The organism is Flavobacterium agrisoli, assembly GCF_016522065.1.
GTDB lineage: Bacteria > Bacteroidota > Bacteroidia > Flavobacteriales > Flavobacteriaceae > Flavobacterium > Flavobacterium agrisoli.
In genome coordinates, this window is the sequence record NZ_JAEHFV010000001.1 from 893,939 (window position 1) to 912,863 (window position 18,925).

Annotated in this window: 14 protein-coding genes; 10 read left to right on the top strand and 4 right to left on the bottom strand. The window is 34.5% G+C overall.

The annotated features are described in order from the left end of the window. The first annotated feature begins 86 nt into the window (after nucleotides 1-86). Both I5M07_RS03800 and I5M07_RS03805 read left to right on the top strand, forming a co-directional pair. On the top strand, nucleotides 87-2,054 hold the full coding sequence (locus I5M07_RS03800) for a KUP/HAK/KT family potassium transporter (RefSeq protein ID WP_200104862.1): 1,968 nt from the start codon (nucleotides 87-89) through the stop codon (nucleotides 2,052-2,054). Between the two features lie 126 nt (nucleotides 2,055-2,180). Beyond that, a complete protein-coding gene (locus tag I5M07_RS03805; RefSeq protein WP_200104863.1) occupies nucleotides 2,181-3,395 on the top strand; it encodes an RsmB/NOP family class I SAM-dependent RNA methyltransferase in 1,215 nt (404 codons plus the stop codon). Nucleotides 3,396-3,448: 53 nt separating this feature from the next. Here I5M07_RS03805 and I5M07_RS03810 read toward each other — a convergent pair whose 3' ends face one another. Next, nucleotides 3,449-4,984 (bottom strand): YifB family Mg chelatase-like AAA ATPase, encoded by a 1,536-nt coding sequence (locus tag I5M07_RS03810; RefSeq protein ID WP_200104864.1) that lies wholly within the window; start codon nucleotides 4,982-4,984, stop codon nucleotides 3,449-3,451. A 152-nt stretch (nucleotides 4,985-5,136) separates the two neighbouring features. Between I5M07_RS03810 and I5M07_RS03815 the strand changes: the two genes are divergently transcribed. From I5M07_RS03815 to I5M07_RS03845, 7 genes are all read left to right on the top strand, one after another. Further along, nucleotides 5,137-6,339 carry an NAD(P)/FAD-dependent oxidoreductase gene (locus I5M07_RS03815; RefSeq protein ID WP_200104865.1) on the top strand — a complete coding sequence of 401 codons (1,203 nt, stop codon included), beginning with the start codon at nucleotides 5,137-5,139 and terminating at the stop codon, nucleotides 6,337-6,339. Between the two features lie 322 nt (nucleotides 6,340-6,661). After that, nucleotides 6,662-8,128, top strand: coding sequence for a sodium:solute symporter family protein (locus I5M07_RS03820; RefSeq protein ID WP_200104866.1), 1,467 nt, complete (start codon nucleotides 6,662-6,664; stop codon nucleotides 8,126-8,128). Next, entirely contained in the window at nucleotides 8,113-8,547 is a 435-nt protein-coding gene (locus I5M07_RS03825) for a GNAT family N-acetyltransferase (RefSeq protein ID WP_200104867.1), read from the top strand. Before I5M07_RS03820 ends, I5M07_RS03825 begins: the two co-directional genes overlap by 16 nt. 5 nt (nucleotides 8,548-8,552) lie before the next feature. Beyond that, on the top strand, nucleotides 8,553-9,707 hold the full coding sequence (locus tag I5M07_RS03830; RefSeq protein ID WP_200104868.1) for an amidohydrolase: 1,155 nt from the start codon (nucleotides 8,553-8,555) through the stop codon (nucleotides 9,705-9,707). Further along, entirely contained in the window at nucleotides 9,697-10,845 is a 1,149-nt protein-coding gene (gene alr / locus I5M07_RS03835; RefSeq protein ID WP_200104869.1) for an alanine racemase, read from the top strand. The genes I5M07_RS03830 and alr overlap by 11 nt, the downstream gene beginning before the upstream one ends. A 1-nt stretch (nucleotide 10,846) precedes the next feature. Further along, nucleotides 10,847-11,920, top strand: coding sequence for an alanine/ornithine racemase family PLP-dependent enzyme (locus I5M07_RS03840; RefSeq protein WP_200104870.1), 1,074 nt, complete (start codon nucleotides 10,847-10,849; stop codon nucleotides 11,918-11,920). A 211-nt stretch (nucleotides 11,921-12,131) separates the two neighbouring features. Beyond that, nucleotides 12,132-13,445: an ammonium transporter gene (locus I5M07_RS03845; RefSeq protein ID WP_200104871.1), complete on the top strand. Its 1,314-nt coding sequence runs from the start codon at nucleotides 12,132-12,134 to the stop codon at nucleotides 13,443-13,445. An 87-nt stretch (nucleotides 13,446-13,532) separates the two neighbouring features. Here I5M07_RS03845 and I5M07_RS03850 read toward each other — a convergent pair whose 3' ends face one another. From I5M07_RS03850 to I5M07_RS03860, 3 genes are all read right to left on the bottom strand, one after another. Continuing rightward, the gene (locus I5M07_RS03850) at nucleotides 13,533-15,638 is read right to left on the bottom strand and encodes a protein-disulfide reductase DsbD family protein (protein ID WP_200104872.1); all 2,106 of its coding nucleotides are present in this window, start codon (nucleotides 15,636-15,638) and stop codon (nucleotides 13,533-13,535) included. Further along, a complete protein-coding gene (gene tilS / locus I5M07_RS03855; protein WP_200104873.1) occupies nucleotides 15,635-16,948 on the bottom strand; it encodes a tRNA lysidine(34) synthetase TilS in 1,314 nt (437 codons plus the stop codon). The genes I5M07_RS03850 and tilS overlap by 4 nt, the downstream gene beginning before the upstream one ends. 78 nt (nucleotides 16,949-17,026) lie before the next feature. Next, nucleotides 17,027-18,325: an anthranilate synthase component I family protein gene (locus I5M07_RS03860; RefSeq protein ID WP_200104874.1), complete on the bottom strand. Its 1,299-nt coding sequence runs from the start codon at nucleotides 18,323-18,325 to the stop codon at nucleotides 17,027-17,029. A 222-nt stretch (nucleotides 18,326-18,547) separates the two neighbouring features. On the opposite strand from I5M07_RS03860, the gene I5M07_RS03865 reads away from it, so the two are divergent. Then, the gene (locus tag I5M07_RS03865) at nucleotides 18,548-18,922 is read left to right on the top strand and encodes a DoxX family membrane protein (protein WP_200104875.1); all 375 of its coding nucleotides are present in this window, start codon (nucleotides 18,548-18,550) and stop codon (nucleotides 18,920-18,922) included. Nucleotides 18,923-18,925 lie beyond the last annotated feature (3 nt).

Consider the following 18,925-nt stretch of genomic DNA (forward strand, 5'->3'; position numbering starts at 1 on the left):
TCATCGTGTTTTTTATGTTTTTAAGTTTTAATGTCGAAATTTTATATATAATACTGTAAATTTGCACCGTCTGTTAAAAAAGTAATATGAGCGCATCGCATAAAAACTTACACAGTAAGTTAACTTTAGGGGGATTGTTAATTACACTTGGAATAATTTATGGAGATATTGGTACTTCGCCGCTCTATGTAATGAAAGCCATTTTAGGAACTCATATTATCGACACAGACATTGTTTTAGGTGGAATTTCCTGTGTTTTTTGGACCTTAACACTTCAAACAACTATAAAGTACGTTGTTATCACATTAGGAGCCGATAATCATGGAGAAGGCGGAATTTTTGCGCTTTATGCATTAGTCAAAAAAACTAAAATAAAATGGTTGATAGTCCCCGCTATCATTGGAGGTAGTGCCTTGTTAGCCGATGGAATTATAACGCCACCCATTTCTGTTTCTTCTGCCGTTGAAGGTATTCGGACTTATTATCCCGACATAAATACTGTTCCAATTGTTATTACCATTTTAGTTATTCTTTTTGCCATACAACAGTTTGGAACAAAATTAGTGGGGAAATTTTTTGCTCCCATGATGTTGGTTTGGTTTACCATGTTAGGAACACTCGGGATTATTCAAGCCGTTAAATATCCTGAGGTTTTTAAAGCCATTAACCCTTATTATGCCTATCATTTGCTTTCCATACATCCCGACGGATTTTTTGTTTTAGGATTTGTTTTTTTATGTACAACGGGTGCCGAAGCTTTGTACTCTGACATGGGACATTGCGGCCGAAAAAACATTCGAGTAAGTTGGATTTTTGTTAAATCGGCATTGGTATTAAATTATTTTGGTCAAGCGGCTTATTTAATTCATCATGAAGGCCAAACCTTGCAAGGTTTAGGTGGAAAAAATGGCAATCCGTTTTATTTGATTATGCCCGATTGGTTTCAACCTTTTGGAATTGTTATTGCTACTTTAGCAGCCGTTATTGCCTCTCAAGCTTTAATCAGTGGATCGTTTACTTTAATTAACGAAGCGATGCGCTTGAATTTTTGGCCAAAAGTTCAAATCAAATACCCTACCGAAGTAAAAGGACAACTTTATATCCCTTCTATCAACTGGTTATTATTATTAGGATGTATTGGCATTGTGCTGCATTTTGAAGAATCAGGAAATATGGAACATGCTTATGGTTTAGCCATTATTTTATGCATGATTATGACTACTATTTTACTGAATTTTTATTTGATAATGAAGCGTGTAAAACTGTATTTTATGGTTCCGCTTATTACCATTTACTTAGCAATCGAATTTAGTTTCTTATTTGCCAACATCACCAAATTTAGCGAAGGTGGTTATGTAACTTTAATTATTGCCTTAATTTTAATTGCAGTGATGACAACTTGGTTTTTGGCTAAAAAAATCAACAAAAGTTATACTAAAATCATCAAAATTGAAGATTATAAAAGGGTTATTACCGAGTTAAGCGCCGATTTATCTATCCCTAAATACGCTACGCATTTGGTTTACTTAACGAACGCCAATAGTGTAGATGAATTAGAAGAAAAAGTAATTTATTCCATTTTACAAAAAAGACCCAAAAGAGCCGATATTTACTGGTTTGTTCACGTAAATATTTTATCCGAACCTTATAAAACACAGTATAAAGTTACCGAAATTGCCAAAGATGATATTTATCGAATCGATTTTAATTTAGGTTTTAGAGAGCCTACTAAAATCAATTTGATGTTTAGAGAAGTTATAAAGGATATGGTAAAAAAAGGTGAAGTTGACGTTAGAAGTCGTTATGAATCATTGAATAAAAACAACATTATTGGCGATTTCAAATTTGTTTTATCCGAGAAATTTTTATCGAATGATAACGAATTGAAATGGCACGAAAATATTATTATGAATTCCTATTTCTTCATAAAAAAATTAAGCCAATCTGAAGAAAGTGCTTTTGGGTTAGACAGTAGCTCGGTTAAAGTAGAAAAATTTCCAATGGTACTTCATACTCCCGAAAACATAGGCCTTACCCGTATCAAAAGCAATTAAAAATACATCAAACGCTCTTATTAAAAGGGCGTTTTTTATGAGTTTAAAATTAATAAAATTTGGGATTTTAATTAAAAATTTAAGTTTCAATCAATATATAGTACCTTTGCACCTCAATACATTCAAATGAGATTACACAGAAATTTAGTTTATACCACCATCGATTCTTTAAATGCAATTTTTAATGAAGGAGAATATGCCGATAAAGTGGTGGCTCGTGCTTTAAAAAAAGACAAACGTTGGGGAAGTGCCGACCGAAAATTTGTTGCCGAAACCATTTACGAAATTGTAAGATGGAAACGTTTATATGCTGAAATTGCTGAAGTTAGAGAACCCTACGATCGCGATAATTTATGGCGAATGTTTGCTGTATGGGCAGTTTTACGTGGCTATCCTATTCCAGACTGGAGGCAATTAGAAGGAACGCCCGAGCGTAAGATTAAAGGTCGTTTTGATGAACTATCTAAAAAACGAGTTTACCGCGAATCTATTCCGGATTGGATGGATGAATTGGGCGTGAAAGAATTGGGCGAAAAAACGTGGACAACCGAAATTGCTGCTCAAAACCAGCCAGCTAAAGTTATTTTAAGAGTGAATACTTTAAAAACGACTAAAGAAAAATTACGCGCTATTTTGATGGATGCCAACATCGAAACCGAATTTTTAAAAGACCAACCGCAAGCTTTGGTATTGAAAGAAAGAGCTAATGTATTTTTAACCGATGCTTTTAAACAAGGTTTGTTTGAAGTACAAGATGCAAATTCACAATTGGTCGCTGCATTTTTGGATGTAAAACCAGGAATGCGAGTGGTAGATACTTGCGCTGGTGCGGGTGGAAAAACGCTTCATATTGCTTCGTTAATGGAAAATAAAGGGCAATTAATTGCCATGGATTTGTACGAAAGTAAGTTGAAACAATTGAAATTGAGAGCCAAAAGAAATAGTGCTTTTAACATCGAATATCGAATTATCGATTCAACAAAGGTGATTAAAAAATTGCACGAAAAAGCGGATCGTGTTTTAATTGATGCGCCTTGTAGTGGTTTAGGCGTTTTAAAACGCAACCCTGATAGCAAATGGAAATTGCAACCTGAATTTATTGATAACATTAAAAAAGTACAAGCCGAAGTTTTAGAAAGTTATTCTAAAATAGTAAAACCAGGAGGAAAGTTAGTTTATGCTACCTGTTCTGTTTTACCTTCCGAAAATCAAGAGCAAGTTGAAAAATTCTTAAAAACCGAAATTGGTAAAGAATTTAAGTTTGTAAAAGACCAAAAAATGCTTGCTTCCGAATCAGGTTTTGATGGCTTTTATATGGCCTTATTAGAGCGAAAAGCTTAAAATTAATAGCTAAATAAAAAAAACGAGCAACCACTTGGATTGCTCGTTTTTTTTTATCCCAGCCAGCCATCTCGATCCAAACTTCGGTATTGAATGGCTTCGGCTATGTGGGTTGCAGATATAGCTTCGGAATTGTCTAAATCAGCGATTGTTCTGGAGACTTTTAAGATTCGATCATAAGCTCTAGCTGATAAATTCAGTCTTTCCATTGCATTTTTTAATAAGTTTTTGGAATTCTCGTCCAATTCGCAAAACTCTCGAATTTGGCGCGTACTCATTTGAGCGTTGTAATGAATCGTATCTGAATTCTCAAATCGTTTCGATTGTTTATTTCTCGCCTCAATAACACGTTCCCGTATTGCTACGCTGCTTTCGCCTTTTTGATTATCGGCCAGTTTTTCAAATGGTACAGGCGTTACTTCTATATGAATATCGATACGATCTAACAAAGGACCTGAAATTTTACTTAAATAACGTTGCATTTCGTGTGGAGAAGCACTTTGTGGTACATTTGGGTCGTTAAAATAACCGCTCGGACTCGGATTCATACTAGCAACTAACATAAAAGAGGACGGATAGGTAACTGTAAATTTAGCTCTTGAAATCGTTACTTCTCTATCTTCTAAAGGTTGCCGCATTACTTCAAGAACATCTCGTTTAAATTCGGGTAATTCATCCAAAAACAAAACCCCGTTATGAGCCATCGAAATTTCGCCTGGTTGAGGATAACTCCCCCCTCCTACTAAAGCCACATTTGAAACCGTATGATGCGGTGAACGAAACGGACGTTGATTCATTAATCCTACTTCTTTTAATTTGCCAGCGACACTATGAATTTTAGTTGTTTCTAAAGCTTCACGTAAGGTCATGGGCGGCAAAATACTAGGTAACCGTTTGGCTAACATTGTTTTTCCTGCTCCAGGTGGCCCAATTAAAATAATATTATGGCCGCCGGCAGCCGCAATTTCCATACATCTCTTAATCGATTCTTGTCCGCGAACATCGCTAAAATCAAATTCAGGAAAATCTAAGGTTTTGAAAAATTCAGTGCGGGTATCAATTTTAGTAGGTTCTAAATTTCCTTTTCCTTCTAAAAAATCAACCACTTCTTTTAAGTTTTGAACACCATAAACATCCAATCCACTTACAATTGCAGCTTCTTGAACATTTTCAAGAGGAAGAAAAAAACCTTTAAAACCTTCTTCTTTTGCTTTAATAGCAATAGGCAGAGCGCCTTTTATAGGCTGCAAACTCCCATCTAATGAAAGTTCTCCCATTATTATGTATTGATCAATTTCCTTCGCTTTAATTTGATTAGACGCTTCTAAAATTCCAATTGCCAAAGTCAAATCATAAGCCGAACCCTCTTTACGTAAGTCGGCAGGTGCCATATTAATAGTAATTTTTTTTCCCGGCATGGTGTAACCATTATTTTTTAACGCAGCTGCAATTCGGTAACTGCTTTCTTTAATGGCATTATCGGGTAAACCAACCAAATGATAACCAATCCCTTTATCCATATTAACTTCAACTGTAATCGTAGTAGCTTCTACACCAAAAACAGCACTTCCAAAAACTTTTACTAACATACCTCTTTTAAAAATTCAATCAAATCTACTAAAAAAATTAACAAAATTAATCTTATATATAAATTATGGTAATTGTAGAAATTTTACGATAAAAAACACAACATTAAGAACTGACTTTTAAATACTTTTAACACAAACATAATCCACTTAACATGAACTTAAAATCGGGGTTGCCTTTTTGGCTCATAAAAAACGGTTTAGCAAAAGATTATCGCACACTTGATATCAATACCGAAACAGAAGTATTAATAATTGGTTCTGGAATTACTGGCGCATTGTGCGCCCATTTTTTATGCGAAGCGGGCGTAAAATGCATTATTGTAGATAAACGAATGGCTTCAACTGGTAGCACCACAGCTAGTACAGCTCAGTTGCAATATGAAATTGACACTTATCTTTTTGAATTAATTGAAAAAATTGGAGAAGAAAAAGCCGTTAAAGCCTACCAAAAATGTCTAGAATCCATCTATACTTTAGAGAAAATTATCAAAAAATTAAAAATAGACGGTAATTTTGAATGGAAATCCAGCTTGTATTTAGCTTCAAATGCAAAGGATTTTAAAGAGCTTGAAAAAGAATACAAAATTCGAAAAAAACACAAACTCCCAGTAAAACTTCTTAACCAAGAAGAATTACAAAAGAAATTTAATATCCGACGAAAAGGGGCTTTGTATAACAATTGTTCTGCACAAATTGATACATTTAAACTTTGCACTGAAATTTTAAATTACCACAAAAAAAAATCGGGTTTGGTCGTTTATAGTCATACTGAAATCACTAAAATAGTAAGCAAAAAAGACGAAATTTGGGCCTATACGAAGAAAAAAAATACCATTAAAGCCAAAAAAATTGTTGCTGCACCGGGCTTTGAATCGGAAACATTGCTCAAAGAAAAAGTGATGCAACTCAATTCGACTTACGTAATTGTAAGCAAACCCATGAAAGACGAATTTTTGTGGAAAGAACGCTGTTTAATTTGGGAAACGGCGCGACCTTATTTGTATATTCGAACAACTCAAGATAACCGAATTATGGTAGGAGGTTTAGATGAAGAATTTCAGGATCCCGAAAAGCGCGATGCTTTAATGGATGAAAAAAACGAAGCCATTATAAAAAAATTCAAAAAATTATTTCCAGATTGCCCCATAGAAATCGATTTTTATTGGTGTGGTACCTTTGGAGAAACCCAAGACGGCTTGCCTTACATTGGTGAACACAAAGATCATCCTAACATGTATTTTGCTTTAGGATATGGCGGTAACGGAATAACTTTTAGCGTTATAGCTGCCGAAATAATTACAGATTTATATTTAGGAAAAGAAACCGATTCGTCTATTTTTTCTTTTGAAAGGTAATTTTAAATAGAATTTTAGCTTTTCATTAAGTACTATTTTTTTATTGTAAAATGCTCCATATTTTATGATTTTTTAGATGTATGTATCTTCTTGATACTAGCTCTTAACTTGGATTTTGGATAGTTTTTCTTATATTTGCAAATATCTAAATGATTTTTATCGCAAATAATGTTGTAAAAAGGACACATTATTTCATCTAATTTTCGATTTCATTTTCTAGAAATCAACTTAAAAATCAACACATTTTGCGGCCTAAAACCGCAACTTTTTTTTGCCTACTGGAAAAATTCCTTAATCAGGCTGTAATAATCAAAATAAAAAGATGCACGTAATCGATTATGTAATCTTCGTTATTTACATGCTAGCTATGTTAGGAGTTGGCTTGTATTTCTTTAAAAAAAACAAAACTTCTGAGGACTTTTACGTAAGTGGCCGAAGCATGAGCAGTTGGCATATTGGTTTATCGGTAGTGGCTACCGATGTTGGAGGCGGATTTTCAATTGGTCTTGGCGGACTCGGGTTTACAATGGGACTTTCGGGTTCGTGGATGCTTTTTACAGGATTAATTGGCGCTTGGCTTAGTGCCGTTTTTTTAATTCCAACGATAAGTAAACTGGGTCATCAACATAAATTTTTCACTTTTCCTCAAATTTTTAATCATTTCTATAATTCAAAAGTGGCTTTTTTAGCTGGGATAATCTCCGCCATTGGCTACATTGGTTTTACAAGTTCGCAAGTTTTAGCCGGAGCAAAATTAGCCTCAGCCACAATTGATGGTTTAAATATTCAAACAGCTTTAATTGTAATGGGCGTTATTGCAGTTGCTTATACGTCAATTGGCGGACTCAAAGCGGTAATTTACACGGATACCATACAGTGGCTAGTATTAATTAGCGGTTTGGTTTTTATCGGAATTCCGGTTGCCTACAATGCTGTGGGTGGTTACGAAGCAATAAAAGCCTCATTACCTGCTTCCTATCTTAGTTTGACTAACGTTTCGGGTTATCAAATTTTAAACTGGGCTATTACAATTATTCCGATTTGGTTTGTTGGAATGACCTTGTATCAACGAATTTATGCCAGCAAAAATGAAAAAGAAGCTAAAAAAGCATGGTTTATTGCGGGACTTTTTGAATGGCCAATAATGGCTTTTATGGGCGTTATTTTAGGAATGCTGGCCAAAGTAGCAGCCAACCAAGGATTATTTACCGGAATTGCAGATGCAAACAGTATGGATAGCGAAATGGGATTACCAATTTTGCTGAGTACTATTTTGCCAGTTGGTCTTTTAGGATTAATGTTATCGTCTTATTTTTCGGCTATTTTATCAACTGCTGATAGCTGTTTGATGGCGGCCTCCGGAAATATTGTGACAGATATCATGTCGAAACTTTCGAAAAAAGAAATGAGTCATGCCAAATCGTTACAACTTTCTCAAATTGTAACACTTTCGGTGGGGGTATTCTCTATTCTAATAGCCTCCCAAATGCAAAATGTTTTAGAACTCATGCTTTACTCCTACGCTTTCATGGTTTCGGGATTATTTGTTCCAGTTTTGGGTGCGTTATTCTGGAAAAAAAGTCATCCTACTGCCGCATTTTGGAGCATGCTTTTAGGAGGAAGTACGACTATTATTCTGATACTAACCAAAAACAACTTATCTTTAAGTCATTCATTAACAGATAAATTAGATGCTAATATTTACGGTATAAGCATTTCTTTACTCGCTTTTATCCTTTTATCACTTTATCATAATAAAAAAGAAGAAACAACATGGAATTTAAAATAATAAATCATACTACTGGCGAAAATAACATATACAACAACAAAACGATTGCCGCATTTTTATATACACACTTAGAGCAATATGGCGACAAAATAGAAGATATTTTGAAATGCATCGATTATGTTATGAATCCAAATAAAGGCGGTAATATCATTATTGGGTTAGATAATGATCGCATTGTGGGAGTTGTCATTTTAAATAATACGGGAATGAAAGATTACATTCCAGAGAATATTTTGGTTTACATAGCTGTCGATAATTCGCAACGCGGAAAAGGATATGGTAAAAAATTAATGCAAAAAGCCATTGCAACAGCCGAAGGAAATATTGCCCTTCATGTTGAACCTGATAATCCTGCTTTGTTGTTGTATAAAAAATTAGGGTTTACCAATAAGTATTTAGAAATGCGATTAAATAAATAAAACTCATGGAATCTGATTTTCTAAAAATAAACGAACTAATTTCTTTACGAAAAAAATTACATCAATTTCCGGAATTATCAGGAAAAGAAGCTAATACAGCAAAAATTATTCTTTCTTTTTTAGAAAAATACCCCCCTGATGAACTTTTATCAAAAGTTGGAAAAACCGGAATTATAGCTACTTATTTAGGTAAAGAAAAAGGAAAAACCGTTTTATTTAGATGCGAATTGGATGCTTTACCCATTGACGAAAAAAATGACTTTCAACATCGTTCTCAAATAAAAGGCATTTCGCATAAATGTGGGCACGATGGACATATGGCCATTTTATGCGGATTAGCAATGCAATTGCATTTTCAAAAACCTCAAAAAGGAAAAGTCGTATTGCTTTTTCAACCTGCAGAAGAAAATGGTTTAGGAGCCAAAAAAATCGTAAACGATTCGCAATTCAAAAAAATCAAACCCGATTTTGCTTTTGCGTTACACAATTTACCAGGTTATTCCAAAAACCAAATTATCATTAAAAATGGCACTTTTACCTGCGCTGTAAACAGTATTATTGTTCAGTTGAAAGGTGTTACTTCACACGCTGGTGAACCCGAAAAAGGCATCAATCCTGCTTTGGCATTAGCCGAAATTACCACACAATTTCTGGCGTTTACACAAACAGATATGACTAAAGAAAATTTCTGCATTGTAACGCCCATTTATTCCTCAATGGGAAAAAAAGCGTACGGGGTTTCGGCAGGAGAAGGCGAAATTCATTTTACGATTCGAAGCAACAGTAACAAACAAATGCAATTTATCGAAAAGAAATTGGAAAAAGTAGCCCTTTCTATCGTTGAAAAATACGGACTTATAACAACCTTAAAATGGGCACAAAGCTTTCAAGCGAATGAAAACAATTTAGAAGCCGTTACTTTGATTGAAAAAGCGGCTTTACAAAAAGATTTTTCTATTCAAAAAAAGGAATTCCCATTTACCTGGGGAGAGGATTTTGGTTTGTTTACCCAACGGTTTCCCGGCGCCATGTTTGGACTTGGAGCAGGAATTGAAACTCCCGCTCTTCATCATCCCGATTATGATTTTCCAGACGAAATTATAGCCACGGGAGCGACCATTTTTTACGAAATAAGCAAACAAATTACCAATGCATACTAATTCGACTATAGAGCTTAACTCCCATGCGTATCAGCAAAATATTGCTTTTTTAAAGAAAACTTTTGGCAAAAAAGTCATTCTTTCTTCAGTAGTGAAAGGAAATGCGTATGGCCATGATATTACACAATTTGTAAAAATGGCTTTTGATTCGGGTGTAACGCATTTTTCGGTTTTTGATGTAAACGAAGCAAAAATTGCCCATGCCGTTTTAGGCAACCAAATCACAATCATGATTATGGGATTCATCTCCGAATTGGATATGGAATGGGTGATAGAAAATTCGATTGAGTTTTTTGTTTTCGATAAAATGCGTTTGCAATTAGCTTTAAAAACGGCCAAAAAAGCCAATAAAATAGCCAAAATTCATATTGAAGTGGAAACTGGAATGAACCGAACCGGTTTTGAAAAAAGAGAATTAAACGCAGTGATAAAACTCTTTAAAGAGGAATCCGATTTTTTGTATTGCAAAGGTTTTTGTACTCATTTTGCAGGAGCAGAAAGCATTTCGAACTATTACCGAGTGGCCAAACAATTAGAACGTTACAACGCTTTATACGAATATATTTGTGCTCAAGGTATAAAGCCGGAACTCAAACACACGGCTTGTTCAGCAGCTTCGATTATGTTTCCCGAAACCAGAATGGATTTGGTTCGAATCGGTATTATGCAATATGGATTATGGCCGAGTTTAGAGGTTTTGGTTTACTTTTTAAATACAAAAAAAAATAAAATCGATCCGTTACAGCGCGTTATTACTTGGAAAAGCAAGGTGATGAGCATTAAAACAGTAACAACGGGAGAATTTATTGGGTACGGCACTAGTTTTTTAGCCGAGAAAAAAATGAAAATTGCCGTAATTCCCATTGGTTACTCACACGGATATAGTCGTGCACTGAGCAATCAAGGCCGTGTACTCATTCACGGTCAACGCTGTATTGTGGTGGGCTCTGTTAACATGAACATGATTACAGTGGATGTCACCAACATCGAAAAACTTAAAAAAGGCGATGAAGTTGTGCTGATTGGCTCTCAAAATGATGTCGCTATTTCTGTGGCTTCTTTTAGCGATTTAAGCAACTTATTGAACTATGAATTACTAACCCGAATTTCTAAAACGATTCCAAGAAAAATAATCTAACATGGCTTTCATTCAATTATATAGAAAAAAATTACAAGAAAATTACACGTTTTTGAATGCAATTTTTGAGTCGAGAAATATCGAATGGGGAATTGTATCCAAGCTTTTATGCGGTAACAAAATTTACTTAAAAGAAATTATCGATTTAGGAACTCACGAAATTTTAGATTCGAGAGTTAGTAATTTACGCAAAATCAAAGCCATTGCGCCTAACGTGCAAACTGTGTATATAAAACCACCAGCAAAAAGAAGCATCGAAAGCATCGTAAAATATGCCGATGTAAGTTTTAATACTGAAATTTATACCATACAAATGCTTTCTAAAGAAGCGCAAAAACAAAACAAAATCCATAAAATCATTATTATGATTGAAATGGGCGACCTGCGTGAAGGTGTTATGGGAGAAGAATTAATTGAATTTTACGGCAAAATCATACAATTACCCAACATCGAAATTTCTGGAATTGGTACCAATTTAAATTGTTTAAGTGGCGTAATGCCCACACAAGACAAATTAATTCAATTGAGTCTTTACAAACAACTCATTGAGGCTAAATTCAATATTCAAATTCCGTGGGTTTCTGGAGGGACTTCTGTAGCCATTCCATTAATTTTAAAAAATGCGCGCCCTATGGCCGTTAACCATTTTAGAGTGGGAGAAGCTTTATTTTTTGGAAAAGATTTGTTTACCAACCAAACCATCGAAGGGATGCACGATGATGTTTTTAAACTTTTTACAGAAATCATCGAAATTACCGAAAAACCGAATATTCCAACAGGAGAATTAGGTGAAAATGTGGCAGGAAATACGTTTAGCATGCAGGATTCTAAAGATTTAAGCACCACTTCTTTACGTGCCATAATCGATATTGGTTTATTAGACATGCAACCGCAATATTTAGAACCGGAAGATCCTGAAATTTCAATTATTGATGCAAGTTCAGACATGTTGGTAATTGATATTTCCAAATCGAAGACTGCCTATAAAATTGGCGATTTAATTTCTTTTAAAATCAAATATATGGGGGCGCTTTATCTATTGAATTCCAACTATATTGACAAAACAATTGCTTAATACCAACATAATTCATTTATAGTAATTCAAAATAAACGTGGAATATTAAGAAATTATAAAATCAACTTAAAAAAAATAAAAAATAAACAATTAGCAGCTATTTTGAGGGGGCATCATTGGAAATTACGTAAAAATACGTATATAACCTATCTTTTAAAGAGGGGGGTACATTTAATTTTATACATTTACACCGAATTAAAAAGAAAAAAATATGCGTAAAATTGTTTTAAGTGTTATTTTAATTACACTATTAGTTTTAACTTTTCTTTCCAACCAAATTTTCACTATTAATTTAGAAGCTCCTCAAGCCGTTACCTTTGATACGGGTGATACTGCTTGGATGATTGTAGCCACCGCATTGGTTTTACTGATGACACCGGGACTAGGTTTCTTTTACGGAGGAATGGTAGGCAAAAAAAATGTTATTAGTACCATGTTACAAAGTTACATGGCAATGGTTGTGGTAACTATTTTGTGGGTAGTTATCGGATTCAGCCTTTCATTTGGAACTTCTATCAATGGATTAATTGGTAATCCAACCGAATTTATATTTTTTAATGGAGTAGGTACCAATACCGCTTGGAGTTTAGCACCTACTATTCCGTTATTGCTTTTTGCTTTATTTCAAGCAAAATTTGCCATCATTACACCGGCTTTGGTTACAGGAGCTTTTGCCGAAAGAATACGTTTTTGGGCTTATATGCTTTTTATGGTACTATTTATTTTGTTGATTTACGCTCCTTTATGCCACATGACTTGGCATCCAGAAGGATTGTTCTTTAAAATGGGCGTTTTAGATTTTGCAGGAGGAACTGTAGTACACATGAGCGCTGGATGGGCTGCACTTGCAGGTGCCATGTTTTTAGGAAAAAGAAAAGGTCAAAAATCAAACCCAGCTCGTATAACGTATGTTTTATTAGGAACAGCCCTTTTGTGGTTTGGTTGGTTCGGATTTAATGCTGGCTCTGCAATGGGTGCTAACGGTTTAGCTGTTCAAGCTTTAGGAACTACAACAGTTGCTGCCGCTGCCGCTGCTATGGGATGGGTTTTCATGGATAAAATTTTAGGACATAAACTTTCTGCGATGGGAGCTTCCATCGGAGCAGTTGTAGGATTGGTAGCCATAACGCCAGCTGCTGGTTTTGTTAGCATACCGCATGCTATTTTTATTGGATTATTTAGTAGTTTGGTGAGTAATTTTGCGGTAAGTAAATTTCCTAAAGGAAAAATCGATGATGCTCTTGACGTTTTTGCTTGTCATGGCGTAGGCGGTATGATGGGAATGTTATTAACGGGTGTATTTGCTTCAAAAGCAATAAATCCGGCCGTGGCAGAGCAAGGATTGGTTTTTGGTGAAACGGCTCTTTTTACGCATCAAGTTATTGCTTTATTAATGGTTTCGGTTTTTGCTTTCGTAGGATCGTATATCTTGTTCTTTATTGTAAACAAAATCACTCCTTTACGTGTAACCGAAGAAAAAGAAGAATTAGGTTTGGATATTTCGCAACACGGCGAATTCTTATAAAATCCAATTATATATTCATTTATTACAACAAAAAAAGTTCTCCGAGTACCATTTCGGAGAACTTTTTTATTTAGAACAATATCCTTTTTATTTAAAAGAGGCGATTCCTTTTTGCAACCAATCTAAATATTCTTGAACGCCCACATAACTAATTGTTGGCTGAGAAACATTTAAATTATTCCCTTCTAAATCAGTTAAAACATACAAAGGTTGCGTATTGGTATGGTATTTCGAAATCATAAAATCGGTCCATTTATCGCCAATCGTTTCAATTAATTCACCAGTAGAAGAAGTAAATTGTTTCTCTTTTGGCAATTCTCTTTTGTCATCTACATACAACGAAATCAAAACCACATCATTTTTCAAAATAGGCAAAACGCTAGGATCTGACCAAACATTGTTTTCCATTTTACGGCAATTCACACAAGCAAATCCAGTAAAATCAAGCATAATAGGTTTGTTGATTTTTTTAGCATAAGCCAATCCATTTTCGTAATCATCAAAAACCATAATCCCGTGGGGTCCTAATTTAGCTCCTTCAGGTAAACCTTCTGTGGTTACATTAGAATGGGAAGTATTACCTAAGCCAAATGGACTTTCGCTGTACTCTAAAGGCGGCGGAAAGGCATTAATAATTTTTAATGGAGCTCCCCACAAACCGGGAATCATATAAATGGTGAATGCCAAAACTATCAATCCTAATGACAATCTTCCTACAGAAATGTGAGGTAATGGACTATCATGCGGTAAGGTAATTTTTCCGAATAAATACATTGCTAAAGTTCCGAAAATAGCAATCCAGATTACTAAAAAGACTTCTCTTTCTAACAAATGCAATTGTAAAACCAAGTCGGCATTTGATAAAAACTTAAAAGCCAAGGCCAATTCTAAAAACCCTAAAAATACTTTTACGGTATTTAACCAACCTCCCGATTTTGGCAGCGAATTCATCCAACCTGGGAACATGGCAAAAAGCATAAACGGAAGTGCTAACGCCAACGAAAAACCAAGCATTCCTACCACAGGTGCTATTCCTCCGTTTGAAGCCGCTTCTACCAACAAAGTTCCTACAATGGGGCCGGTGCATGAAAAAGATACAATAGCAAGCGCCAATGCCATGAATAAAATGCCAATTATTCCGCCTCTATCGGCTTGCTGGTCTACTTTATTTGCCCATGAATTGGGTAACATAATTTCGAAAGCACCTAAAAATGAAGCAGCAAATACCACTAAAAGGATAAAAAAGAAAACATTAAAATACACGTTTGTTGAAAGTGCATTTAAAGCATCTGCACCAAAAATAGCAGTTACAACCCATCCTAAAAACACATAAATTACAATAATTGCTATACCGTAAATAATGGCATTTCGTACCCCGGCGGCTTTGTTTTTACTTTGTTTGGTAAAAAAACTAACCGTCATCGGTATCATTGGAAAAACACAAGGCGTTAATAAGGCCGCAAAACCCGACAAAAATGCAATTAAAAAGATAGACCACAAACTTCTGCTTGGTTGTGGTGACGCAATGCTGTTTTCTGTTTTATCAGCACCAGCAGGGGAAATAACAGATGGAGATTCTTTGGCAGCAACAGTATCCGTAACAATTCCTAAAGCATCGGTTGCTTTTTCATTTTCTGTTATTACAGGATTTTCGATATTTTTTTCTGCATTTTCAATTTGTTCCGGCTTTGGAGCCGAAGCAGTTTCCATTTTAAAAGAAGCCGGAATTACAAAGCTGAATTTTTTATTCGAGTTAATACATACTTCTTTACAAACCTGATAATCAAACTCTACCTGAACATTTTTTAAATCTGGATTAGTAATGGTAATCAACTGCTCAATGCGGACATTTTTCTCAAAAAAGGTTTCATTTACTTCAAAAATTTCGTTATATGCCGTGCGCGTTTTACTTTCTTTCGCTTTCCCGTTCAGCAAATAATTATCTTTTTGATTTTTAAATGCAATTTCTAAAGCAAGGGGGCCTCCTTCTGGGGTAAATTGAGAATACAAGTGCCAATCTTTTTCGATCACACCATCAAAGGTCAATAAAAAACTATTTCCCGATTTTTTTTCAATTTTAGAAGTCCATTTAACCGGTTCGATAATCTGACTATTTCCGTTAAAAAAAGTAAATAAAAAAAAGAGTAAAAAAGAACTGGATATTCTTTTAAGAAAAACAGGTTGATTTTTCATTCGTTTAAAGTAATTTTAAATATTTGCGTTGTTGTATTTTCAATTTTAAATCTGTCGTCGGCTCTTTTTCCTACAATCCAAACAATTTGATTATTGGAGCAAAGTAGCCACACATTTTCTTTTTCGGGAAGCGATAGTTTTTCGTCTTTAAAAAATTTACTGATTTTTTTAGACTTTCCATCCATCCCAAAAGGGTAAAACACATCGCCTTCTTTCCATTTTCGCAAAGTTAACGGAAATTGCAATTTTTGTTTATCCACAAATATAGTGTTATTGGAAACGGAACTTAAGTGACTCACATCACCAAAGGTCAATTTTAAGGGTAAATTAACGTTGGGTTGCGTTTCTTCAATCAGATAAAACGATTCTGCATCGGTGGGTTGGTTTGGACATAAAATGAGCGTGTTTCTGTCTTTTATCAAACGGAAATGCGCTGCTAACACTTGTTTACCCGATTGACCATTCACCAAATCATAAATATCATTCCAAGCCGTAAATCCGTATTCGTTAAACCATTGATACAAATATGATTGGTAATTGGGTAATCTTTTCAATTCATCTAAATTTACATGCACCTCGTCCCCAATCTCCTCGGCTACTTGTTGGTAAATCATAATCGAAGCATCCTCTACCATTTCTTGGGCTTGTTGCAAATAGCTTTGTGTTTTTTGAAAAACTTCTAAAAACTTCGGGTTAATTTCTTTTAAAATAGGAACCAACTCGTGTCTGATTTTGTTCCGAATGTATTTGGTAGAAGCATTGCTACTGTCTTCGCGCCATTTTATATGATTTTCTTCAGCAAATTCTTTTATTTCCAATCGAGAAAAAGGCAATAAAGGGCGAAGTAATTTTTCGGTGCTTTCCGGAATTCCAACTAAGCCTTCCAATCCTGTACCTCGTGTCAAATTGATGAGAAAAGTTTCCAGATTATCATCCGAATGGTGCGCTGTTAAAATATAATCATAATGCTCCGTTTCTAAAAGTTCATAAAACCAATTATAACGCAACTCGCGAGCCGCCACCTGAACCGATAATTTATAATCGGAAGCAAAAGCCAAGGTGTCAAATTGTGTTACAAAAACAGGTTTTGCGAGTTGTTGCGCAAAATCTTCGACAAATTTCTGATCCTCAAAACTTTCAATTCCTCTTAGCTGAAAATTGCAATGAGCAATTGCAAAATTATAATCGAGTTTGGCAAATAAGTGTGCCATAACCATACTATCTAATCCGCCACTGGTTGCTAAAATTATTTTTTTTTGAGATAAAAAAGGAAAAGTAACCTCAATGTGTTTTTTAAATTCTTGCAGCATTTTTTAAAATCAAATTAAAAAATTTTTAAAAATATTCTTCAAATTCGCGATAAAAATACAACATTATCAATTATAAGCCTATTGCAAAACCTCAAACATCGCCTTGGCTTTTAGCAAACATTCTTCATATTCGCTATTGGGTTGCGACATTGCGGTAATGGCACTACCAACAGAAAAGGACAGGTATTGCGATTTTGAATTAAACAAAATACTTCGAATGACGACATTAAAATCGAAATCGGAATTGGGTGTAAAATAGCCAATCGCACCGCTATACAAACCACGTTTAGTCAGTTCTAACTCTTCCATAATTTTCATAACCGAAACTTTTGGTGCACCCGTCATACTTCCCATCGGAAAAGTTGTTTTTAAAACGGATATTGCATCGTAATTTTCATTCAATTGACTTTTTACGGTCGAAATCATTTGGTGGACTTGCAAAAAGGAATAAATCTGGCACAATTCCGTTACTTCGACTGAATTTTTTTGAGCTGTTTTTGACAAATCATTCCGCACCAAATCGGTAATCATAATATTTTCTGAGCGTTCTTTAGTGTCGTTTTGCAACTTTATTTTGGACTCCTGGTCTTCAATTGGGTTTTCAAAACGTTTAGAAGTCCCTTTTATGGGTTGCGAAATTATTTCTTGACCCGTTTTTCGAAGATAACGTTCGGGCGAAGCCGAAAGGACAAAAAAATGGTTGTTTTTAAAAAACGTAGCAAAAGGCGCTTGAGAAATTTGATTGAGTTTTTCGAATTTTTCGAACGGATTGATAATTGCATTTTCTGCAAAAAATTCCATGCAAAAATTAGCTTCATAGATGTCACCTCGATGAATATGCTCTAAAACTTGTTTGATTTTTTCAAAATAAAGCTCTTTGGAGATGCGTTGTTTGATTGCTGTTTTTTCATGTTGCTGCATTTTTGAAGAACCTTCCTCAAACGTAATAGCTTGAATTTCATTAAAATCACTTTCAAGCTCGTCATCGCAAACTAATAAATATTGAATTTCGAGTCGATTTCCTTTTAAAATAAAGAGCTTTTTAGGCTGAAAAAAATACAAATCAGGAAAATGCAATCCATCAAAATTTTTTGAACTCAAGTTTTCGGTATCGTTTTTTAAATCGTAAGATAAATAACCAAATAACCAATCCTTGGTGGTTTGTTGGTATTGTTTTAAATCCTCAAACGCGTTAAAACAATCAGTTTGAATAGCCGTAAAAGCATCTACTGCTAAAAGACAATCAAAACTTGAAAACGTTTGTTGGTAGTTATTACTATCTAAAAAAGTGATTTCCCGAAATTGTTGTGCCCAATTTAGGAGCTGTTTTTTTAACTTTTGTGGTTCTAGAACCTGCTTATAAACTGAAACTCTCAAAAAGAATAATTTTTGTTTTTCAAAATTACGATAAAAAAAACCAATTAAAAGAAATCCAATTTCAATTCGCTAAAAGTGTTGCTTTTTTAAAATTTTTCAATTGATTTTTTATTAAAACAACAAAAAAACACCAATTAAAATAAAAAATTTCTTAACTTTAATCAATAATAAGCTACAATTTCTATTCTATAAAATTTAATGTAATCTCTAAAACCTTAAATTATGAAAATTGCTACCATTATTGTTCGAGTTTTAATCGGACTTTTGTTTCTCTTTGCTTCTATCAGCTTTTTTTTGCATTTGATGCCAGAACCCGAAGTTACCGGAAATTTCAAAGCATTTAATGTAGGATTAGTAGCGTCGACCTATTTAATGCCATTGGCTAAATCAATCGAACTTTTGTGCGGAATTGCTTTTGTTATTGGCAGATTTGTGACTTTGGCAAACATTTTAATACTTCCTATTACCGTAAATATTTTGTTTATAAATTACTTCATGGCTCCCGACGGCTTACCTTTGGCCATTTTGCTTTTTATCGGTAATTTATTTTTAATATACCGGTATTGGGATAATTATAAATCGGTTTTTACCCCGTAATTA

Bases quoted from the DNA above. Each gene is read 5' to 3' on its own strand.
- I5M07_RS03825 (WP_200104867.1), top strand. From the start codon at position 8,113: ATGGAATTTAAAATAATAAATCATACTACTGGCGAAAATAACATATAC.
- I5M07_RS03805 (WP_200104863.1), top strand. From the start codon at position 2,181: ATGAGATTACACAGAAATTTAGTTTATACCACCATCGATTCTTTAAAT.
- I5M07_RS03830 (WP_200104868.1), top strand. From the start codon at position 8,553: ATGGAATCTGATTTTCTAAAAATAAACGAACTAATTTCTTTACGAAAA.
- tilS (WP_200104873.1), bottom strand. From the start codon at position 16,948: ATGCTGCAAGAATTTAAAAAACACATTGAGGTTACTTTTCCTTTTTTA.
- I5M07_RS03800 (WP_200104862.1), top strand. From the start codon at position 87: ATGAGCGCATCGCATAAAAACTTACACAGTAAGTTAACTTTAGGGGGA.
- I5M07_RS03865 (WP_200104875.1), top strand. From the start codon at position 18,548: ATGAAAATTGCTACCATTATTGTTCGAGTTTTAATCGGACTTTTGTTT.
- I5M07_RS03840 (WP_200104870.1), top strand. From the start codon at position 10,847: ATGGCTTTCATTCAATTATATAGAAAAAAATTACAAGAAAATTACACG.
- I5M07_RS03810 (WP_200104864.1), bottom strand. From the start codon at position 4,984: ATGTTAGTAAAAGTTTTTGGAAGTGCTGTTTTTGGTGTAGAAGCTACT.
- I5M07_RS03815 (WP_200104865.1), top strand. From the start codon at position 5,137: ATGAACTTAAAATCGGGGTTGCCTTTTTGGCTCATAAAAAACGGTTTA.
- I5M07_RS03850 (WP_200104872.1), bottom strand. From the start codon at position 15,638: ATGAAAAATCAACCTGTTTTTCTTAAAAGAATATCCAGTTCTTTTTTA.
- alr (WP_200104869.1), top strand. From the start codon at position 9,697: ATGCATACTAATTCGACTATAGAGCTTAACTCCCATGCGTATCAGCAA.
- I5M07_RS03820 (WP_200104866.1), top strand. From the start codon at position 6,662: ATGCACGTAATCGATTATGTAATCTTCGTTATTTACATGCTAGCTATG.
- I5M07_RS03845 (WP_200104871.1), top strand. From the start codon at position 12,132: ATGCGTAAAATTGTTTTAAGTGTTATTTTAATTACACTATTAGTTTTA.